11 protein-coding genes are annotated in these 19,431 nt (G+C 68.2%); 3 read left to right on the forward strand and 8 right to left on the reverse strand.

From position 1 onward, the window contains the following. Positions 1-857: 857 nt before the first annotated feature. The 5 genes from ACPCHZ_RS06555 to galE all read right to left on the reverse strand — a co-directional run bounded on the left by ACPCHZ_RS06555 (position 858) and on the right by galE (position 9,084). Complete coding sequence (locus ACPCHZ_RS06555; protein WP_423484014.1) at positions 858-3,116, reverse strand: EspA/EspE family type VII secretion system effector; 2,259 nt, start codon at positions 3,114-3,116, stop codon at positions 858-860. A gap of 110 nt (positions 3,117-3,226) precedes the next feature. Further along, positions 3,227-3,763, reverse strand: a complete 537-nt coding sequence (locus ACPCHZ_RS06560; protein WP_423484015.1) for a hypothetical protein — start codon at positions 3,761-3,763, stop codon at positions 3,227-3,229. Positions 3,764-3,926: 163 nt separating this feature from the next. Next, positions 3,927-6,287 carry an EspA/EspE family type VII secretion system effector gene (locus ACPCHZ_RS06565; RefSeq protein WP_423484016.1) on the reverse strand — a complete coding sequence of 787 codons (2,361 nt, stop codon included), beginning with the start codon at positions 6,285-6,287 and terminating at the stop codon, positions 3,927-3,929. 56 nt (positions 6,288-6,343) lie between these two features. Then, the gene (locus ACPCHZ_RS06570; protein WP_423484662.1) at positions 6,344-8,095 is read right to left on the reverse strand and encodes a hypothetical protein; all 1,752 of its coding nucleotides are present in this window, start codon (positions 8,093-8,095) and stop codon (positions 6,344-6,346) included. Further along, positions 8,092-9,084 (reverse strand): UDP-glucose 4-epimerase GalE, encoded by a 993-nt coding sequence (gene galE, locus ACPCHZ_RS06575; protein ID WP_423484017.1) that lies wholly within the window; start codon positions 9,082-9,084, stop codon positions 8,092-8,094. Before galE ends, ACPCHZ_RS06570 begins: the two co-directional genes overlap by 4 nt. An 89-nt stretch (positions 9,085-9,173) precedes the next feature. On the opposite strand from galE, the gene ACPCHZ_RS06580 reads away from it, so the two are divergent. Both ACPCHZ_RS06580 and ACPCHZ_RS06585 read left to right on the forward strand, forming a co-directional pair. After that, positions 9,174-10,961 carry an N-acyl-D-amino-acid deacylase family protein gene (locus ACPCHZ_RS06580; protein ID WP_423484018.1) on the forward strand — a complete coding sequence of 596 codons (1,788 nt, stop codon included), beginning with the start codon at positions 9,174-9,176 and terminating at the stop codon, positions 10,959-10,961. 1 nt (position 10,962) lies between these two features. Continuing rightward, positions 10,963-11,556 (forward strand): TetR family transcriptional regulator, encoded by a 594-nt coding sequence (locus ACPCHZ_RS06585; RefSeq protein ID WP_423484019.1) that lies wholly within the window; start codon positions 10,963-10,965, stop codon positions 11,554-11,556. Here the strand turns inward: ACPCHZ_RS06585 and ACPCHZ_RS06590 are convergent. The 3 genes from ACPCHZ_RS06590 to ACPCHZ_RS06600 are packed head-to-tail and all read right to left on the reverse strand — an operon-like array spanning position 11,534 to position 18,041. Then, positions 11,534-12,799, reverse strand: coding sequence for a hypothetical protein (locus tag ACPCHZ_RS06590; protein WP_423484020.1), 1,266 nt, complete (start codon positions 12,797-12,799; stop codon positions 11,534-11,536). The two genes, ACPCHZ_RS06585 and ACPCHZ_RS06590, sit on opposite strands and share 23 nt — an antisense overlap. Then, the gene (locus ACPCHZ_RS06595) at positions 12,796-14,130 is read right to left on the reverse strand and encodes a M1 family metallopeptidase (RefSeq protein ID WP_423484021.1); all 1,335 of its coding nucleotides are present in this window, start codon (positions 14,128-14,130) and stop codon (positions 12,796-12,798) included. The genes ACPCHZ_RS06590 and ACPCHZ_RS06595 overlap by 4 nt, the downstream gene beginning before the upstream one ends. Continuing rightward, the gene (locus ACPCHZ_RS06600) at positions 14,127-18,041 is read right to left on the reverse strand and encodes a Pls/PosA family non-ribosomal peptide synthetase (protein ID WP_423484022.1); all 3,915 of its coding nucleotides are present in this window, start codon (positions 18,039-18,041) and stop codon (positions 14,127-14,129) included. Before ACPCHZ_RS06600 ends, ACPCHZ_RS06595 begins: the two co-directional genes overlap by 4 nt. A 291-nt stretch (positions 18,042-18,332) precedes the next feature. Here ACPCHZ_RS06600 and ACPCHZ_RS06605 point away from each other — a divergent pair, with 291 nt between their 5' ends. Continuing rightward, complete coding sequence (locus ACPCHZ_RS06605; RefSeq protein WP_423484023.1) at positions 18,333-19,409, forward strand: TerC family protein; 1,077 nt, start codon at positions 18,333-18,335, stop codon at positions 19,407-19,409. Positions 19,410-19,431: the final 22 nt, after the last annotated feature.

Here is a 19,431-nt window from a genome sequence, read left to right on the forward strand (position 1 = left end):
GGAGTTTGATGGAGCAGCACGCCATAGTGCTGGGCAGCAGACGATGGCACGAGGTGTCCGTCAGCCGGCTGGCTCAGGCCAACCGGGTGAAGCCGGAAGCGTCGGAAAATCACTTCTTGGGTGTTCGCCATTCGAAAGGAACTTGCGTTGTTCGACTGGCTCGGGAGCTGCTGCGACACATGCGGCTTGGTCAGCCTCCATGGTCGGCCACTGTGAAGCACTCGACGGAGATGTCGCGGCGAGGAATCCGACAATCTTCCAACCCCCGAAGACATTGTCAGATGGACTCGACGCAGGTCCCTCCTGGGGAGGTAGCGCTTCTTCCGAAGTGCCCTCAGGAGCCGTCAGCGTCAACCTCATCGCGATGATGCCGTTTGTCGGACTCGACCCGCCTTCGATCAAAGGCCGGAAATTCTCGCCAGAGCCTCTCTCGGCTACGCGGTAAAGGAATCCGCAAACTTGAGTGACAACGGTCCCGCCGGTTCGGTTGACCGACATCAACTTGTACTCGAGGTTACCCACGAGCGGATACGTCGAGGGATAGTCCGTGTTGGGTTGCCTATTTCGGCCACCGACGTCAGTGCTGTCGCGTGGAACATTCGGGGGTACCGCCTCTGAGAAGCCGGCATAGACGTCGTTGATGTCTCCGGTGCTCTCGGCAACAAAGCGCGACTCCAAGTAGCCTCGCACTGGCACTGCGGCACCTCCCAACAGATCGAGGCCCGGTGCTGCTGACCACCTCGCAGTTATTTGGCCGACTCGCTCAGCCCATACGTCTTGAGGGGACCCGCCGTCACGGTCGCAAGCGGCAAGAAGAATGCACGCTAGCAGCGAGCAGATGAGGAGCCGTGCTGTGGTCATTTGCCTTCGTCGTCCGGATTCTGCACGTGGGGGTTCTTCACGATGTTGTCGTAGGTCTTCGATATGGAGTCGGCGAGTGTGTATCCAGTCGGATCTCCGAATACACGGTTCATAGCCGCCATCATCTGCTGCTCCATGACGCCCGGGTCAACAGACATGCTTTGGAGGTCTTGCAGCGACTTTATTTCAATTCTGGTGCCCTGCGTTGGATCATCGGGTCGGATAGGGACTTCCCTTGTCCAGTTTTCTGGTAGTTCGCCGATGTCATAGCCGGTCGATAGAAGGGCGTTCAAAGCAAAGCGCGCTGATTCATGATGAGGCATATCGGCAACGGTTACCGTTAGGGAGCGTGGCTCCGTGCCGATGATCGAGGTCTCCATTCCTTGGCCGATAGTTTCGATCTGCCACCCAGCGGCAGGACCCGCGACTCCCAACATGTTCCCGGGGACGGCAAGTGCTTTGATCACATTCTCGTAGTTCTCTTTGCGTTGCGCGAACAGCTCCTGAGCGTTGACATTCACCGATTGCGCTGCCTGTGCCGTTCCGACCGCTTCAAGGGCTCGTAGGGTGGCGCAATCGGTAAGACGAAGATCCTTGAGATCGATTGGTCCGCCTGGTTCGACAGAGTTCGCCCAGTCGGCTGTCCGAGCGAGTATATGAGCGTCGCTCGCTTGCATGAATTCGAGGTATGCGTCCTTTTGGGTCGCAATGACGGAATAAACTTCTTTAGCGTTGGGTAGCTCGGCATCTCCATCATTGAACGAGTGACTGAAGGGTGCTGTTGTGCCATCGATGGAAAGCCCGGCTATCTCGGGGATGAAGGGCACTAATCCGTGTGCATAGCCCTTGACTAATTCCGGATTGCGCTGACCGAGCGTTTGATTCTCGGTATGCAAGAGATCGTAAGAAGTTGCTTCGATATGCCTCGCGTATTTTTCCGCCGTTTGTGCCGCCATTTCAGCTTCGGGACCCTGGTGGGACTCGTTCGTCCACGCGAAGAGACCGGCTGCAGCCTTTCCGTCATCAGTCCAATTGAGCCGATCGATGTCGCCGAGGAAATCATCGCCTCGATCGCTCAGTATGTGCTCACTGATCGTCTGGTGGTCTGGTGCAACTGCTTCGAACAGACTCTCGGTCACGTACGAGATCGAGTGCGGTCGAATGGATTCGTCTTTGTCCAGTATCTCATCCGCAGCAGTCATCAGGCCGCGGTCAAGCTCGGTACCATGTCTGAAGTCGCCGTCGCCGTGCTTGACGATCTCGCTGATCTGGGTGAGTTCCTCTGAATGTAGGAGTGTCGCTTCTTCACCCCCGCCGCGGTGACCGATCTGGTCCGCTTCATTGATGGCCTCTTGGACACTCTGAGGTAGCTGCTCGAAGCCTCCTGTCATGCCGCTCGTGGGGTCGTCGAGTTTGTCGGGACTCAACTCGGTACGGGTGAATTCGACATCTTTGTTGCTCATCAGCTGCCACGAGTTCGCGATAATGTCACGACGGTCCCCCAGGCGCTCTTCGGCGGTCGCCAATTCATCGACGGACATCCCGTGCTGTTGCGCTTGCATCTGACTCAAGTACGACTTCTGTTCAGGCGTAAGGGCTTGCCCCGGTTTAATACCAGTCAGGGCATCGTCGACGCGGCCGGCTGCTTCCTGGTCACCTGCGAGGGCGTCTTGGACGTCCTGCTCGGCCCGCTTCCGTGCCTCTTCCTCCGCGGACCGTTCTTTGAGGTCCTCGAGCAAGGGATCGCCCTCGCCTTTCCCCTCGCCGAACCCAATCGCCTGGAATTCCGGCTTGAGCCTGTTCATGTTGTCGCGGATGGTGTTGTTGGCGTCGTTCGAGGTCTGCACGATCTCGCTGACCTGGCCTAGGCCGCTGTTGGCGATCCTCATCAACAACTCGTCGCGTTGCTTGCCCGGCGGAACGCTGTTGGCCGCGTCGGTCACCCACTGGCGGACGGCGTCGAGGTTGCCGCGGCCGGTGGTCACCACGTCGGCGGCCTGGTCGAGTTGGGCGGCCAGCCGTCGGTCGAGGTCGGCGAGCTTGGTCAGGTTCTCGCCGTGCTTCTTGTTGGCTCCGCCGTAGGCCTCGGACGCCGCTCCGGTCCACGTGCTACCCGGTGCTGCGGCCTGGACGTCCTCGCCGAGCTTGGAGAACGTGGGGCTGGCGTCGACCAGCGCTCCACCCTGCGGCGTGCCTTCACCGAAGGTGTTCCTCGCGTCGTTCCACGTCGCATAGAAGCCGTCGAGTGCACTCACGAGCGCCCCCCACTCGCCACGTCGCAAACTCACGTGCCCAGTATCCCGCACCCCCGAGGGCGTCTGTGTCACGAATCCGACCGGCCAGGAACGGTCGCCCAAGGCGGGATCTACCTCGTCGGCGTCGCCGGCGAAGAGGTCGGGCTGGGCGCCTTCTGAACGAACGGCTCGGGTTTGAACGGATCGCACACCCCGGCGACCTGCTCCTTCGTCATGTACTGGACGGCGCCGACATCCAACAGCAGCCAACGGGGCTCCTGAGACGTCGACCCGTCGGCCGCCGGACGATTCGTCCACTGGATCCGCGGTCGCCACAAGTTGATCGGTCCCGTCGACGGCGCAGCAATCAGCTCGCCGTCCTCCTTCATCACGTACAGGCCCGGGGTGTCGAACAAGCAGATCGACACCTCGGCCGCTCCGTCGGGCAGCTGCTCAACGGCGACGGCGCGGTGCAGTGCACCGCCCGTCTGGCCCACGTACGGGCCCGGATCGCGAGGCGGGTCGCTGTCCGCCTCCGGCGCCAGCCTGCTTCGGTATTCCCGGTACAGCTGCTCCTCATCGGGATCGTTGGTCAACCGCGCGTCGACGGACATGTCGAGCGCGAACTGCGCTGCGCCGAGCAGTGGCTGGTTCAGCGGCACCGCCACGTCGGTCCGAATCTCGAACGGCGGATAGGGAAACGGCGGTAACGCGGAAGTCGACGGCGCTGACGGTGTGCCGTCCTGCGTGCGGCACCCGCCCACAAGAGCAACCGAGCACAGTACGAACACGGTGCCGGCTACGACAAGGCGACGTCCACCGACGCCCGCGTTATCCGCCGACATCGATCTTGTAGCTCTGTCCGTAGTTCTCGACGTACGGATTCAGGCCGCGGCTGTCCAGGAAGTTGTCCAGCGCAATGGCTTCCGGACTGCCGGGAGCCAACGGTTGCCCGGAGAGGTTGATCGGCTGTCCGTTCGGCGCCAATTCCGGAGGGAGCTGCCCCGCATCGTAGGCGGCCTGCAGAATAGCTTGCTGCGCTTGCCGATTCGCTCCCGCGCCCAGGTCATCCTGGTGAGGCGCCGAGATCCCCTCGTACTGGGCCGTGCCGATCGCCTCCTTGATCTGATTCTCCACGAGGTCCCCAGGTGCCAGCCCCGTGACGTCGGAGATCGTGCCCGAGCCCGGGATCTTGCCCGCCAGTTCGTCGGTGGCCACGCCGGCCAGTTCGGCGCCGAGGATCTTGGCGCGGTACACCGCGTCCCTCTGCTGTTCCTCGGTCATCTCGTTCTGGAACACCTCGTTGTGGTGGCCGATCGCATCGAGCATCGCGTTGTCGATGCGGCCGGACAAGCTGCCCGCCGGACTGTTGTTGACGTCGTCCTGGATGTTGCCCGGGTTGTCGCGCATGGCCGCCGCGAGTTCGTCGATGCGGCCTGTCTCGGCAGCGTGCGCGAGGGTGACCCGGCCCTCTTCTGAATAGCTGCCCAGTTCCAGCAACCGGTTGGCCTCAGACGCGGCGAGGACGGGGTTGCCCGCGGAGTCGAACGTCGTCTCCGGGTAACCGTTCGCGTACGTCCCGGGCCCGGCCAGTGAGCCCGTGTTCTCCGCGAGGAGCTGAGCCATCTCCGTCGACACCGCATCGTTGTGCGCGAACGCATCTCGCATCGTGTTGAACACCGGATCGTTGTCATCCGGCGCCAGCATGCCGGGCACCTCGGTGAACGCCTGCCTGGCCCGGTCGCCGATCGGGTCACCGACCGGGCGGTCCATGTCTTCGTTCATCCAGTCGAGCAGCGTCGCCGCACCCGTGCCGCCACCGGCGTTGGACCAGTCCTGGCCCATCAACGTCCGGACGGTGTGCTCCGCGTTGTACCCCGGTTCCATTCCGTCGCCAGACCAGATCCGGTAGGACGCTTCGTTGTTGCGTCCGGCGACATCCGCGTAGTTGTTCGCCGCACGTTCGTAGGACTCCACCGACGTCTCGCGGAAGCCCCAGCCATCGCGGTTCGGTTCGACCATGTCGGCCGCCTTCTGATACATCTCGGTGCCCAACTGGGTCCCGGGTTGGAAACCGGGGTTCGCCTCGCCGAACAACTCGCCGAGCTGGGTCATGTCGGCGACGTTCTGCTCCTGCGCGGCGACGGTGCCGAGTTCGAGTTCGTTGGGGATCGCGTCGCCGTTGCGCCACTCGATGAAGTCGCGCAGTTCGGACGGCAGCTGGTCGTATCCGCCGCGGGCGGCGATGCTGCCATCGGGGTTCTTCTCGACGATGTTCTCGTTGCTCGTCATCATCAAGCCGTTGGAGAGCCGGTCGCGCTGCGCCCCCGCATCGGCGTCGCCTGCCGCCTCCTGTGCCTCGAGATGCCGGTCCAGCGCCAGCAGCCCGTCCTTGCCGGCCGCTTGGTAGAAGTCGCGGTAGTAGTCCAGCGTTTCCGGCGGGACGTCGGACACTTCCTCGCCGCGTGCGAGCGCATCGATCTGGGCCTGGGTGAGCTGAGTCTCCGGGAGGTTGTCGGCCACCTGGTCGAGCACCGCGGGATCCTGCTGATCGGGCGGCAGGTCGGCCTGCTCGGCCACCGCCTCGCCGTCCTGCTCTCCCTCGCTCTCCGCCTCGCCGGTCGGTGTGCCGCGCGGAAGCCTGTCGCGCTCCTCGGTCTCCTTGTCGTCGCCGGGGTCGCCGGACGGGCTGCCCTCACTGCTGAAGTTGACGGACTCGAACTCCGGCTTGAGCTTGTTCATGTTGTCGCGGATGGTGTTGTTGGCGTCGTTGGACGTCTGCACGATCTCGCTGACCTGGCCGAGGCCGCTGTTGGCGATCTTCATCAACAGTTCGTCGCGCTGCTTGCCGGGCGGGACGCTGTTCGCTGCGTCGGTCACCCACTGGCGGACGGCGTCGAGGTTCGACCGGCCGGTGGTCACCACGTCGGCCGCCTGGTCCATCTGGGCGGCCAGCCGTCGGTCGAGGTCGGCGAGCTTGGTCAGGTTGTCACCGTGCTTCTTGTTGGCTCCGCCGTAGGCCTCGGAGGCCGCCCCGGTCCACGTGTCGCCGGGGGCCGCGGACTGAACGTCGGTTCCGAGCTGACCGAGCTTGGCACTGGCGTCGATCTGCGAGCCACCCTGTGGCGTTCCCTCACCGAAGGTGTTGCGGGCGTCGTTCCACGTTGCGTAGAAGCCGTCGAGTGCACTCACGAGCGCACCGGCCCGCAACGTCGCAAATCCATGTGCTCAGTATCCCGTACCCCTGACTACCTCGGTGCCACGAATCCGACCGGCCCGGGGGAGATGCACACCGACAGCGCCGCGGTGTTCGCCCTGACCTCGATCGCGTCGCCGGCCCCGGGCAGCCGCACGAACACCCGGTTCAGACCGGGCCGCACCGGCACCCGGGCTTCGCGTCCCTCCGCCAGCGACATCGTCAACGACCCGTCGCTGTTGGCGAGGTAGTTGATCTCCGCGGTCCAGTCCGCAGGCAGCAGTGGCCCGTCCAGCGGGATGCGTACCGGGGCGTCGGGCTGCACCAGATATCCACACTGCGGTTGTGGCCCGGGCCGGATCGCCCGCACCCACGTCACCAGCGCGTCGACCACTCGTCCCGTCCGGTCCAGCATGCGCAAGTCCGTTGCGGCGTCGGCGAACTCGGGTCGGTCCCGGACCAACGCGAACATGTGGCTCACCAGATTCTCCGGCCACGCCACCCGCTGCAGGATCAGCGGGTCGACCTCCTGGTCGAGCATTGTCTCGCCCGGACCCACCGCTGCCAGCCCCCCGCGCGCGTTCGCCACATACGCAGGCACCGGGCTGTCGCGCCACACCGTGAAGAACGTCGCCGTCGAATACAGGCTGCTGCCAACGAAAGCCGCCACCGCGCCGACCACCACCACCGACCGCACCCGCGACGCGTCCAGCCACGCCGACACCCGGTTCGGCGCACACAGCCCCACCGCCATCAGCATCGCCAGCACCACCACCAGGTCCGGGAAGTACCGCAACGTCTGCGCCAGCTCCAGCGCGGTGAACTGCGATGAGCGCATCAGGTAGATCGGCACCTGGCACGCGACGGCGTAACCGACCGCCACCGCCCACACCGGCGCGATCCGCTGCTTTCGGGCCAGCGACACCGCCACCACCGCGGTCAGCGCCACCCAGCCCAGCACCATCGCCGCCACCGGCGGCGTCCCCCACGGCGACGCGGGCGCCCACCGCTGCCACTCCCACGGCCCGCCCACCAGGCCCGGCACGATGCCGTGCGTGATCGAGCGCCCCAACAGGTCCCACGTCATCGCCAGGTCGAGACTCCACCGCTGCTGGTCGACCACCAGCACATAGAGCGCGATCCACACCGCCACCAGCGCCAGCGACGCGATCCACAACCGCTGTCCCCGCCGCCACACCGCCGCCACCGGCTCGCCGCGCACGTGCGCCAGCAGCGCCGTCACCGCGAACGCGACGAACGGGATCACCGCGGCTTTCTCGAAGAACAGCAGCCCGCCGAAGAACACCAGCACGCCCGACACCGCGTAGCGCGCACGCCCAGTGCGCACCAGCAGCACGGCGTCGGCGCTCACCCAGGCCAGCGCCGCCAGCATCGGCAGCGAGTTCAATGCCGCCGCCCACCAGGCGAACCCCGGCACCGCCAGCGGGGTGAACAACGCGAAAGTCAACGGCAGCAACAACACCGGCCGCCACCCGAGGATGACGTGCAGCACCCGCAGCAGCGCCAGCGACGCCAGTGCCTGCAACACCACCAGGCTCAGTGCCGGAAGCACCCAGCTCCACGGTGCCACCCGGGTGATCGCCCCGGAGAGCAGGAAGGCCGCGGGCATCACGTGCCCGTCGTGGTCGTCGAACAGGAACGACGGCGACAACAGGCTCGACGTCCCGGCCCGTCCGATCAGGATCAGGTCGTCCCAGTAGAAGTAGCCGCCGAAAGCCAGCACTCCGCGGAGCACCAGCTGCGCCGCGATCAGCGCGGCGGCGAGACGCGCGACCCGGTTCAGCCGGCCCACTCCGCACCCGGCGCCGCCGCCCGCGCCGACAGGCTGGCCCGCCACGCCGACGACACCATGTCCTGCAGCGAGTGCCGCATCTGCCAGTCCAGGTCGCGGCGGGCCAGATCGCCGGTCGCGACGATGCGGGCCGGATCGCCGGGCCGCCGCGGCATGATCTCCGGTTCGAACTCGATCCCGGTCACCTCGCGGATCGCGGTCATGATCTCGCGCACCGACGTGCCCGCCCCGCTGCCGAGGTTGTACACCGGTTCGACGGGCAGGCCGTCGGCCAGCCGCCGCGCCGCCGCGACATGCGCCAGCGCCAGGTCGGTGACGTGGATGTAGTCGCGGATGCAGGTGCCGTCGGGCGTCGGGTAGTCGTCACCGTTGATACGCGGGAGGCGGCCCTGGTGCAGCATCTCGAACACGACGGGGAACAGGTTGTGCGGGCTGGCGTCGTAGAGCGCGTCGGACCCGGAGCCGACCACGTTGAAGTACCGCAGGCTGGTGTGCTGCAGGCCGGCGGCCCGGCCGAGGTCGCGAAGGATCCACTCGCCGACCAGCTTCGTCTCGCCGTAGGGCGATTCCGGCCGGGTCGGCGTCTGCTCGTCGACGACGTCGGTGTCGGGCGTGCCGAAGGTCGCCGCACTCGACGAGAACACCACCTTGTCCACGCCTGCGCTGTCGGCGGCCTTGAGCAGCGTCACCATCGCCGACACGTTCTGCTCGTAGGTGTGCAGCGGGCGGGTCACCGAGACCCCGGCGTACTTGTAGCCGGCGATGTGGATGATGCCCCGGACCTCGTGGCGGCTCAGCGTGTCGAACACCAGGTCCTCATCGAGCAGGTTGCCGCGGACGAACGGCACCGGGTCGGGGACGAAGTGCGCGATTCCGGACGAGAGATCGTCGATGACCACCACCGGCATGTCGGCGTCCAGCAGCGCATGCACGACGTGCGAGCCGATGTATCCGGCCCCACCCGTCACCAGCCAGGTCATCGGCCCTCCTCTGTCTCGTCGATCGGTCGGGCGCCAGGATATCCGCCAGAAAAGATTGCAAGTGCTCACTATCTGGCCTACGGTGAGCCATGCCCTACGACGTGATCATCCGCGACGGTCTCTGGTTCGACGGAACGGGAGCCGCCCCCCGCGTGCGCACCCTCGGCATCCGCGACGGCGTCGTGGTCGCCGTCTCCGTCGGCAGCCTCGACGAGACCGGCTGCACCGACGTGATCGACGCCAGGGGCAAGTGGGTGGTCCCCGGCTTCATCGACGTGCACACCCACTACGACGCCGAGGTGCTGCTCGACCCCGGCCTGCGCGAGTCGGTGCGCCACGGCGTGACGACGGTGCTGCTGGGCAACTGCTCGCTGTCGACGGTGTATGCCGACTCCGAAGACGCCGCCGACCTGTTCAGCCGGGTGGAGGCGGTGCCACGCAAGTACGTGCTCGGCGCGCTACAGGCCCACAAGACGTGGTCGACGCCGGCCGAGTACGTCGCCGCGATCGACGACCTGCCGCTCGGCCCCAACATCGCCTCGATGCTCGGGCATTCGGACCTGCGCACCGCGGTGCTCGGCCTGGACCGGGCCACCGACGAGCGGACCCGGCCCACCCGGGCCGAGATGCGCACGATGGTCGGGATGCTCGATGACGCCCTCGACGCCGGCCTGCTCGGCATGTCCGGGATGGACGCCGCCATCGACAAGCTCGACGGTGAGCGGTTCCGCTCCCGGGCGCTGCCCTCGACCTTCGCCACCTGGAAGGAGCGTCGCAAGCTGATCGGGGCGCTGCGCCGACGCCGCCGCATCCTGCAGAGCGCCCCCGACGTCAAGAACCCGCTGACCGCGCTGTTGTTCTTCCTCGCCAGCAGCCGCATGTTCGGCCGCCGCGCCGGGGTGCGGATGAGCCTGCTGGTCTCCGCCGACGCGAAGTCCGCGCCGGGTGCGGCCCGCGTGTTCGGGCCGGGCACCCGCCTTCTCAATCGTGTGCTCGGCGCCAGCGTGCGGTTCCAGCATCTGCCGGTGCCGTTCGAGTTGTACTCCGACGGGATCGATCTGCCGGTCTTCGAGGAGTTCGGCGCAGGCACCGCCGCGCTGCACCTACGGGAACAGCTGGAGCGCAACGAGTTGCTCGCCGACCCCGACTACCGGCGCCGCTTCCGCACCGAGTTCGACCGCCGCATCCTCGGACCGACCCTGTGGCACCGCGACTTCCACGACGCGAAGATCGTCGCCTGCCCCGACGCGTCACTCGTCGGCAAGAGCTTCGGGGAGATCGCCGACGAACGGGACTGCCATCCACTCGACGCGTTCCTCGACGTGCTCGTGGAGAACGGTGAGCGCAACGTCCGCTGGACGACGACCGTGGCCAACCACCGGCCCCGCGAACTCGACCGCCTCGCCGCCGAACCCTCTGTGCACATGGGCTTCTCCGACGCCGGAGCGCACCTGCGCAACATGGCGTTCTACAACTACGCGCTGCGGCTGCTCAAGCGCACGGTCGAGGCGGACCGGGCGGGCAGGCCGTTCCTGACGGTGCAGCGGGCGGTGTACCGGCTCACCGCGGAGGTCGCCGACTGGTTCGGCGTTCCCGCGGGCACCCTGCGCGACGGCGACCGCGCCGACTTCGTGGTGATCGACCCCGCAGGCCTCGACGACTCCGTCGACGGCTACCACGAGTCCGAGGTCGACTTCTACGGCGGGCTGAGCCGCATGGTCAACCGCAACGACGCCGCGGTGGCCGCCACCGGTGTCAACGGCGTCGTCGTGTTCCGCGACGGCGAGTTCTGCGACGGCTACGGCACCACGGTGCGGGCGGGACGCTTCCTGCGCGCCGGCGCGGAACCTGTCAGTCGCGTGAAAACGCCTGTCTGACATGGCGAGAACGCAGCAGCAGCGACGGGCGGAGACCGTCAGCCGGCTCCTGGACGCCAGCATCGAGACCATCATCGACGTCGGATACGCGCGGGCGTCGGCCAAGGTGATCGCGGGCCGGGCACAGGTCTCCGACGGCGCCCTGTTCCGGCACTTCCCGACCATGGGCGACTTCATGGCGGCGACGGCCTACGAGGTGATGCGGCGCCAACTCGACCTGTTCACCAAGCAGGTCGCCGAGATCCCCGCCGACCAGCCCGCGCTCGAAGCCGTGCTGACGATCCTGCGCGACGTCACCGGCAACGACACCAACACCGTGATGTACGAACTGCTGGTCGCCGCGCGCACCGACGACAAGCTGCGGGCCACCCTGCGCGACGTTCTCACCTTGTACGCCACCAACATCGGTGACATCGCCCGCTCGCTGCCCGGCGCCGACGAGTTCCCGCACGATATGTTCGGCGCGCTCGTCGCCATGCTCACCAACACCTTCGACGGGGCGGCGCTGGTGCGGCCCGTCCTGCCGCAGCCTGAGATCGAGGCGCAACGCATCCGGCTGCTGGCCGCCCTGCTCAGTCCGCAACCACCGGGCTGACGTCCGAACGGGCCAGCGCCACCAGGTGGACGGCGATGCCCACCACCGGTCCGCACAGCAGCGCCACCACCGTCCTGGTCTCCAGGTCCAACGGCAGCAGCAGCAACAGCACCGACGCCACCGTGGCGCCCACCCAGCCCACCGCGTACGCCCGATGCAGCGCCGCCGCGACGGTGGCCGCACCGGTCAGCGTGAGCAGCGCGATCGCCACCGCCGCCGCGGTCAGCCACGCCAGCAGCGCCCCGTCGGCCCGGTATTCCGCCCCGAATGCGTTCTGCAGCAGCCACGGTCCCAGCAGGCCGGCGGCGATCACCCCGACCGTGCCGAGTGCGAGCACCGCCACCGCGGGTGTGACGAGGGCCCGCAGCCGCCGGTCCTGCTGGTCGACGAAGTGGGCGATCAGGTTGCCCTGCATGGCCGTCAGCGGCACCAGCAGCGGCGCCCGCGTCAGCGTCACCGCGAGGATAACCACGCCACCCGCCGCGCCGAGGTCCTCCGAGGTGGCCTTCAGCAGCACCGGGAAACCCATCACCAGGATGGCGCTCGCGCCTGCGGCCGTCACCGAATGTGCGGCACCCCGAAGGAAAGTGACGATTCCACCGGGGGTGAGCAGCCGGGCCGCCGCCCGGGTGGACGGCGACGCCGCCAGCATGATCAGCCACGCCACCGCGCCGGCCACCGTCGCCCACAGGAACCCGACCAGGCCCCAGCCGAGCACGAACGTCGCCACCGCGACCACCACCCGGATGACGGCGTCGGTCACCATCAGCGACCCGTACTGCGTCCAGCGGTTCACCCCGGCGAGCATCCCGAGTAACGTTGCGTGCAGGCAGAATCCGGCGAGGCCGACGCTGAGCAGCGCCACGCTCAGAGCGCCCGACTCGACGAACACGTGCCCCGACCACAACGGCGAACTCCCGGCGATCAGCAGCGCCGTCACCACTCCCACCATCGCGGCCACCCGCATCGGTGGTGTGCGTTCACCGGAGGTGACCTCGAGGTGCCGCGACGAGCGGACCTCCCGGGCGGCCTCCTGGAGCAGGCCGTTCGCCGCGCCGGTCACCAGTCCGAAGGCGCCCCAGAACACGCCGAACACCGAGAAGCCCTCGGGTTCGAGTGCACGCGCGGCCAGATACAGCACGGTGTAGCCGCACAGGGCGGTCAGCGCCGTCGCCACCCCGACCCGGGCCACGCTGCCCCGGGTGACGGGCCCGGTCGAGGGCGCCCCGCCGACGTCGGTCACAGCTTCGGCAGATCCTCGGAGTACAGCCACGCATCCCACAGCGGCCGCAGCGAGTCCTGCGCGTAATTCGCAGCCAGGCCGGTGAAGTCGTCGGTGAACGCGGTGCTGTGGCGGTGCCGGGCCGTCCAGTCCTGCAGCAGCGCGAAGAAGTCGTCGTCACCGAGATGGCGGCGCAGCACGTGCAGCGTCAGCGCGCCGCGCTTGTACACCCGGTCGTCGAACATGTCCCGCGGACCGGGGTCGGCCAGCAGCAGGTCCTCCGGCGAATCCGCAAGCCGGTGGTGGTAGTGCCGCGCCCACTCGTCGGCCGAACGGCCGCCGGAGTTCTCCGACCACAACCACTCCGCGTAGCAGGCGAATCCCTCGTGCAGCCAGATGTCGCGCCACCGCCGCACGGTCACCGAGTTGCCGAACCACTGGTGGGCCAGCTCGTGCGCGATCAGCCGTTCGGAATTACGATGCCCGTCGCAGTGATTGGCACCGAAGATCGACATGCCCTGCGCCTCGAGCGGAATCTCGAGGTCGTCGTCGGTGATCACCACGGTGTAGCCCGACGACAGCGGATACGGCCCGAACAGCTTGACGAACAGCTTCATCATCTGCGGCTGGTGGTGGAAGTCGTGATCGAAGTGGTCGCGCAGCCTCGGCGGCAGCGCGGCGTGGATGGGCACCGGCGACTTGGCCAGCCGGTGCCGTTCGTACATCCCGATCTGCAGCGTCACCAGGTACGTCGACGTCGGCTCGGCCAGCTCGTAGGTCCACACCGTGTGCGCGGCCCTGGTGCGCCGGGAGACCAACTCGCCGTTGGCCAGCACCCGGTAGGGGCTGTCGGCGCTGACCTGGATGCGGTAGCTGGCCTTGGCGGCGGGATGGTCGTCGCACGGGAACCACGACGCAGCGCCGTTGGGCTGCCCCGCGACCAGTGCGCCGTTGGACAGTTCCTCGAACCCGACGTCACCCCAGTGGGACCGGATCGGCCGCGGGTTGCCGCCGTAGCGGATCTCGACGGTCATCGCCGCGCCTGCGGGCAGCGCCGCAGGCAGCACGATGCGCAACTTGCCGTGCGCACTGCCGAACTGTGCCGGCCGCTTCCCGTTGACCGACACCTTGCTCACCGACAGCGCGTCGGACAGGTCGAGGGTGAAGTCACGCAACGCCGCGAGCGTCACCGCGGTGATGGTCACCGTGCCCGACAGCCGGTTGATCGCGACCTTGTACTCCAGGTCGAGTTCATAGCGCGACACCCGGTAACCGAAGTTGCCGTTGCGCGGCAGGTACGGGTCGATCACCGGCGCCGACGACTTCTTCGCGGCCTTCTTCGCACGCGTCACGCGGCGTTGTCCTGTCGACTGTCCGTCGCGTCCCGGCGCTTCTTTCGGGAAAGGATCCACGGCGCAATGGGATTGCCCTGCCAGCGGCTCGACGCGGGCACCTCGTCACCGCGCATCACCAGCGAGCCGGGGCCCACGGTCGACCCGGCGCCCAGCCGGGCCGCGGGCAGCGCCACGCAGTGGGTGCCCAGCGTCGCCCCTCGCTCCAGCACGACCGTGTCCATCCGCATGATGCGGTCGTGGAACAGGTGCGTTTGCACCACGCAACCGCGGTTGACCGTCGCGCCGTCGGCCAGCGTCACCAGGTCGGCCTCCGGCAGCCAGTACGTCTCGCACCACACGCCGCGGCCGATGGTCGCGCCGAGGCCGCGCAGCCACAGGTTCATCACCGGGGTGCCGCTGGCGGCCCGCGCGAACCAGGGCGCCGCCACGGTCTCCACGAACGTGTCGGCCACCTCGTTGCGCCATACGAACGACGACCACAGCGGATGCTCGATGGCCGTGATCCGGCCCACCACAAGCCATTTGGCGAGCACCGCGATCGCCCCGGCCACCGCGCCCGCGATCAGCAGCACCACGCCGCAGGCGAGCGCGGTCCACAGGTAGCCGAACCGGATCGCCAGCGCCTGCAGCGTCAGCAGCACCGCCACCCCGATCGAGAACGACACCAGGACGGGGATCAGCCGGCAGGTCTCCACCGCGGCCCGCATCAGCTTCAGCCTCGGCGGCGGGTGGAAGGTGCGCAGCGCATCGGCCGCGGTCGGCTTGCGCCGCAACCGCACCGGCGGGCTGCCCAGCCAGGACGAGCCCGCCTTCGCCTTGTGCGGGGTGGCCGACAGCACGGCCACCAATCCGTCGTCGGGAACTTTGCGGCCCGGCTGGGTGATGCCGGAGTTCCCGAGGAACGCCCGCTTGCCGATGGTCGCCTTCGCGATGTGGATCCAGCCGCCGCCGAGTTCGTAGGACGCCACCATGGTGTCGTCGGCGAGGAACGCGCCGTCCTGCACCTCGGTGAACTTCGGGGTGAACAGCGCCGTCGAGATCTCGGTCCCGCGGCCGACTCTCGCGCCGAGGAGGCGCAGCCACGACGGTGTCAGCAGGCTGGCGTACAGCGGGAACAGGAAGGTGCGTGCGGCGTCCATCAGCCGCTCGGTGGCCCACACCTGCCAGCCTGTGCGACTGCGCACCGGGTGGTAGCCCTCGCGCAGGCCCAGCGACAGCAGCCGCACTCCGGCGACGGTCAGCGCCGCGTACGTGAGCACGGCGGCGAGCATCGCCACCGGAGTCCACAGCGCCGCCACCGGCACCGCGGCTCCCAGCGAATCGGTGTGTCGCACAGCCCAGCCCAGCACGGCGAGGCCCACGGCGAGCGCGGCCAGCGGCAGCGCGCCGAGCAACACCGACGTCGCGCCGTAGATCGCCACCCACAGGGGCGCGCGGCGCGGGCGGTGATCGGGCCAGGGGTGGCGGGCCTTGCCGGACTTCACCGCAGGCGACCCCTTCCAGTACTGGCCGTTCTTCACCTTGCCGACCACCGCCGACCCGGGGGCCACGTCGGCGTTCTTGCCCACCACGGCGCCCGGCAGCAGCGTGGTGCGGGCGCCGATCGTGGCGTCATTGCCGACGGTGATCCGGCCGACGTGGAAATGGTCGCCGTCCACCCAGTGGCCGGACAGGTCGACCTCGGGCTCGATCGAACAGCGGTGACCGAGGCGCAGCAGGCCGGTCACCGGCGGCGAGGAGTGCAGGTCGACACCCTTGCCGACGGTGTTGCCGAGGGCGCGGGCGTAGTAGACCAGCCACGGCGCCCCGGCGAGGTTCTCCGCGCCGCTGGCCTCGGCGAGCCGCTCGGCCAGCCACACCCGCAGGTGCACCGGCCCGCCGCGGCGGTAGGTGCCGGGTTCGAGGCTGCCGATCAGCATCCGCGCGCACAGCACCGCGATCCCCATCCGGCCGGGCGGCGACACGAACAGCAGGAAGCCGGCCAGCAGCCACCACCAGTTCACCGGCGTCACCCACGGCACCAGGTCCACCGCGGCGGCGAGGTTGTTGAGCAGGGCCAGCCACACGACCCACTGCAGTCCGGTCAGCGTGGCCAGCGGAACTGACAGCGCGACCTGCACCAGCTGCGTCAGCCGGGGAGTCGGCGCAACGTCGCGGGTGACGACGGCCGGCGGCGGGTCGAGTTCGTCGAGATAGCCGGCCAGCGACCCCAGCCGTGGGTGGTCGTAGAGATCGGCGACGGTGACGTGCGGGTAGCGCTGCCGCAGTGCGGCCACCAGCTGTGCCGCCGACAGCGACCCGCCACCGAGGGCGAAGAAGTCCGCCTCCGGCCCGTCCACCGGTGCGCCCAGCACGTCGCGCCACAGACCGGCCAGCCATCCGGTGGTGCCGCCCAACTCCGTCGCGACGTCTGCGGGCTCACCGGGCGGGGGCCACGGCAGGGCGTCACGGTCGACCTTGCCCGAGGTGCGGGTGGGCAGCTCGTCGAGCAGCACCAGCCGCGGCACCAGCGCCGCGGGCAATGATTCGGCCAGGGCGGCGCGAGCGGCCGAGATGTCGAAGGCGGGGTCGGCGCTCGCGACGTAGCCGACGAGCAGGGGAGTGCCGCTGGTGGTCCGGCGCACGGCCGTCGCGCCGCCGCTGACGCCGGGCAGGTTGACCAGTGCGGCGTCCACCTCGCCCAGTTCGATGCGGCGCCCGCCCACCTTGACCTGGTCGTCGGCCCGTCCGACGAAGTACAGGCCGTCGGCCTGCAGCCGCACCAGGTCGCCACTGCGGTACGCGCGGGACCAGCCGAGCGTCGGCATCGGCGCGTACTTCTCGGCGTCCTTCTCCGGATCGAGGTAGCGGGCCAGGCCGACGCCGCCGATCACCAGCTCGCCCACGTCGCCGTCGGCGACCGGGACACCGTTCTTGTCCACGACGGCCAGGTCCCAGCCGGCGAGCGGCAGCCCGATGCTGACCGCCGACCGGCCGTCGAGGCGCGCCGCGCAGGCGACGACGGTGGCCTCGGTGGGCCCGTAGGTGTTCCACACCTCGCGGCCGTCGACCGCCAGCCGCTCGGCGAGCTCCGGCGGGCACGCCTCGCCGCCGAAGATCAGCAGCCGCACCGCCTCCAGCGCCTCGGCAGGCCACAGCGCGGCGAGCGTCGGCACCGTCGACACCACGGTGATGTCCCGCGAGACCAGCCACGGGCCGAGGTCCATCCCACTGCGCACCAGCGACCGCGGGGCGGGCACCAGGCAGGCGCCGTGCCGCCAGGCCAGCCACATCTCCTCGCAGGAGGCGTCGAACGCCACCGACAGCCCGGCCAGCACCCGGTCACCCGGGCCGAGCGGATTGTCCTGCAGGAACATCCGGGCCTCGGCGTCGACGAACGCCGCCGCGTTGCGGTGGGTGACGGCCACACCCTTCGGTGTCCCGGTCGATCCCGAGGTGAAGATGATCCAGGCGTCGTCCCGGCTGAGCGGGGCGGCCGCGCGCCAGCCCCGCGACGATCCGGTGGCGCGTACCAGTCCCTTCTCGGTGATGACGGCCACCACCCCGGCCTCACCGAACACCAGGGCGGCGCGCTCGTCGGGGTCGTCGGCGTCGACCGGCACGTAGGCGGCGCCGGTGGCCAGCGTCGCCAGGATCGCCACGTACAGCGCATAGCTGCCCGACGGCATCCGGATGCCGATCCGGTCACCGCGGCCGATCCCGCGGGCCGCCAACCACGCGACACTCTCGTCGATGTCGGCGACGAGCTCGGCATACGTCAACTGCACTGTGCCGTCGTCGAGGGCGGGCGAGTCCGGGAACCGGCCCGCCGTCTCGTGCAGGATGTCGATCAGCGTGCGCGGCTCCGGAGCGAACGGCGACAACGCATATTGAGCGGGTATTTCGTGCCGCGGGTCCGCTGCTGTCACGGGTACAAACTACTCAGCACAGCGGCCCCGGGTCGGCGGCGCGGCGGCGTGTGGTGACGTTTAGCCGTTGCGGGGTATCCCCCCTTGGATCGCGACAGTGATCGACCGGCAGGACCCCGATTGGCCACGACCGTCTCGGCCAGGCACAATCGGTTCCGGAGGGGAGTATTCCTTCGCCGCGGTGTCGTCATTACGTCGGCCGTCATCGGCCGACCGGTGCTGCGGGCCCCGCGTGTCATGCGCGGCGGCGGAAGAGACCTCCGGCGTATTTGACGACCGGAGGTATGTCGAGTGAACGTTTCCGCCCTGGAATGGGGCATCACCATCGCGGTGACGGTGGCGGTGCTGCTGTTCGACGTGGTGGCCATTGCCCGCAACCCGCACGAGCCGAGCATGAAGGAATGCTCGATCGCGCTGTCGGTCTACGTCTCGCTGGCGGTGGCCTTCGGGGTGTGGGTGTGGTTCTTCCACGGCGGTGACTTCGGGATCGAGTTCTTCGCAGGCTGGCTGACCGAGTACAGCCTCTCGGTGGACAACCTGTTCATCTTCCTGATCATCATGGCCAGCTTCAACGTGCCGAAGAAGTACCAGCAGGAAGCGCTGATGGTCGGCATCATCCTCGCGCTGATCTTCCGCGGCATCTTCATCGCCCTCGGCGCGGTGGCCATCGAGCAGTTCTCCTGGATCTTCTACATCTTCGGCGCATTCCTGGTCTACACGGCGATCAACTTGACCCGTGACAGTGATCACGAGGACGACGGCGACAACCGGGTGGTCAAGTTCGCCCGGAACCACCTGACGCTCACCGACAAGTGGGACGGCCTCAAGCTGTGGGTCAAGGAGGACGGCAAGCGGCTGATGACGCCGATGTTCCTGGTGATCGTCTCGCTGGGCACCACCGACCTCATCTTCGCGCTGGACTCGATCCCGGCGATCTACGGCCTGACCCAGGAGCCGTACCTGGTGTTCACCGCCAACGTGTTCGCGCTCATGGGTCTGCGGCAGCTGTACTTCCTGCTCGGCGGCCTGGTCAAGCGCCTGGTGTACCTGTCCTACGGTTTGGCGTTCATCCTCGCGTTCATCGGCGTGAAGCTGGTGCTGCACGCGCTGCACGAGAACGAGCTGCCGTTCATCAACGGCGGCGAGCCCGTGCCGGTGCCGGAGATCCCGACGCTGCTCAGCCTGGGTGTCATCATCGTGACGCTGATCATCACGACGATCGCCAGCCTCTACCGGACCCGCGGCAAGAGCGCCGAAGAGGTCGAGAACATGCAGGATTCGAAGCTCGTCACCACTGACGAGCCCGCGACCGACACCTCGGGCGACAATTCCGGTGACAGCGGTTCGAAGAGCTTCGATTCGCGCTGAGCGCAAGCCTCGACGCGGCGGC

Source organism: Mycobacterium sp. NPDC050041 (assembly GCF_049541695.1).
Classification (GTDB): Bacteria; Actinomycetota; Actinomycetes; order Mycobacteriales; family Mycobacteriaceae; genus Mycobacterium.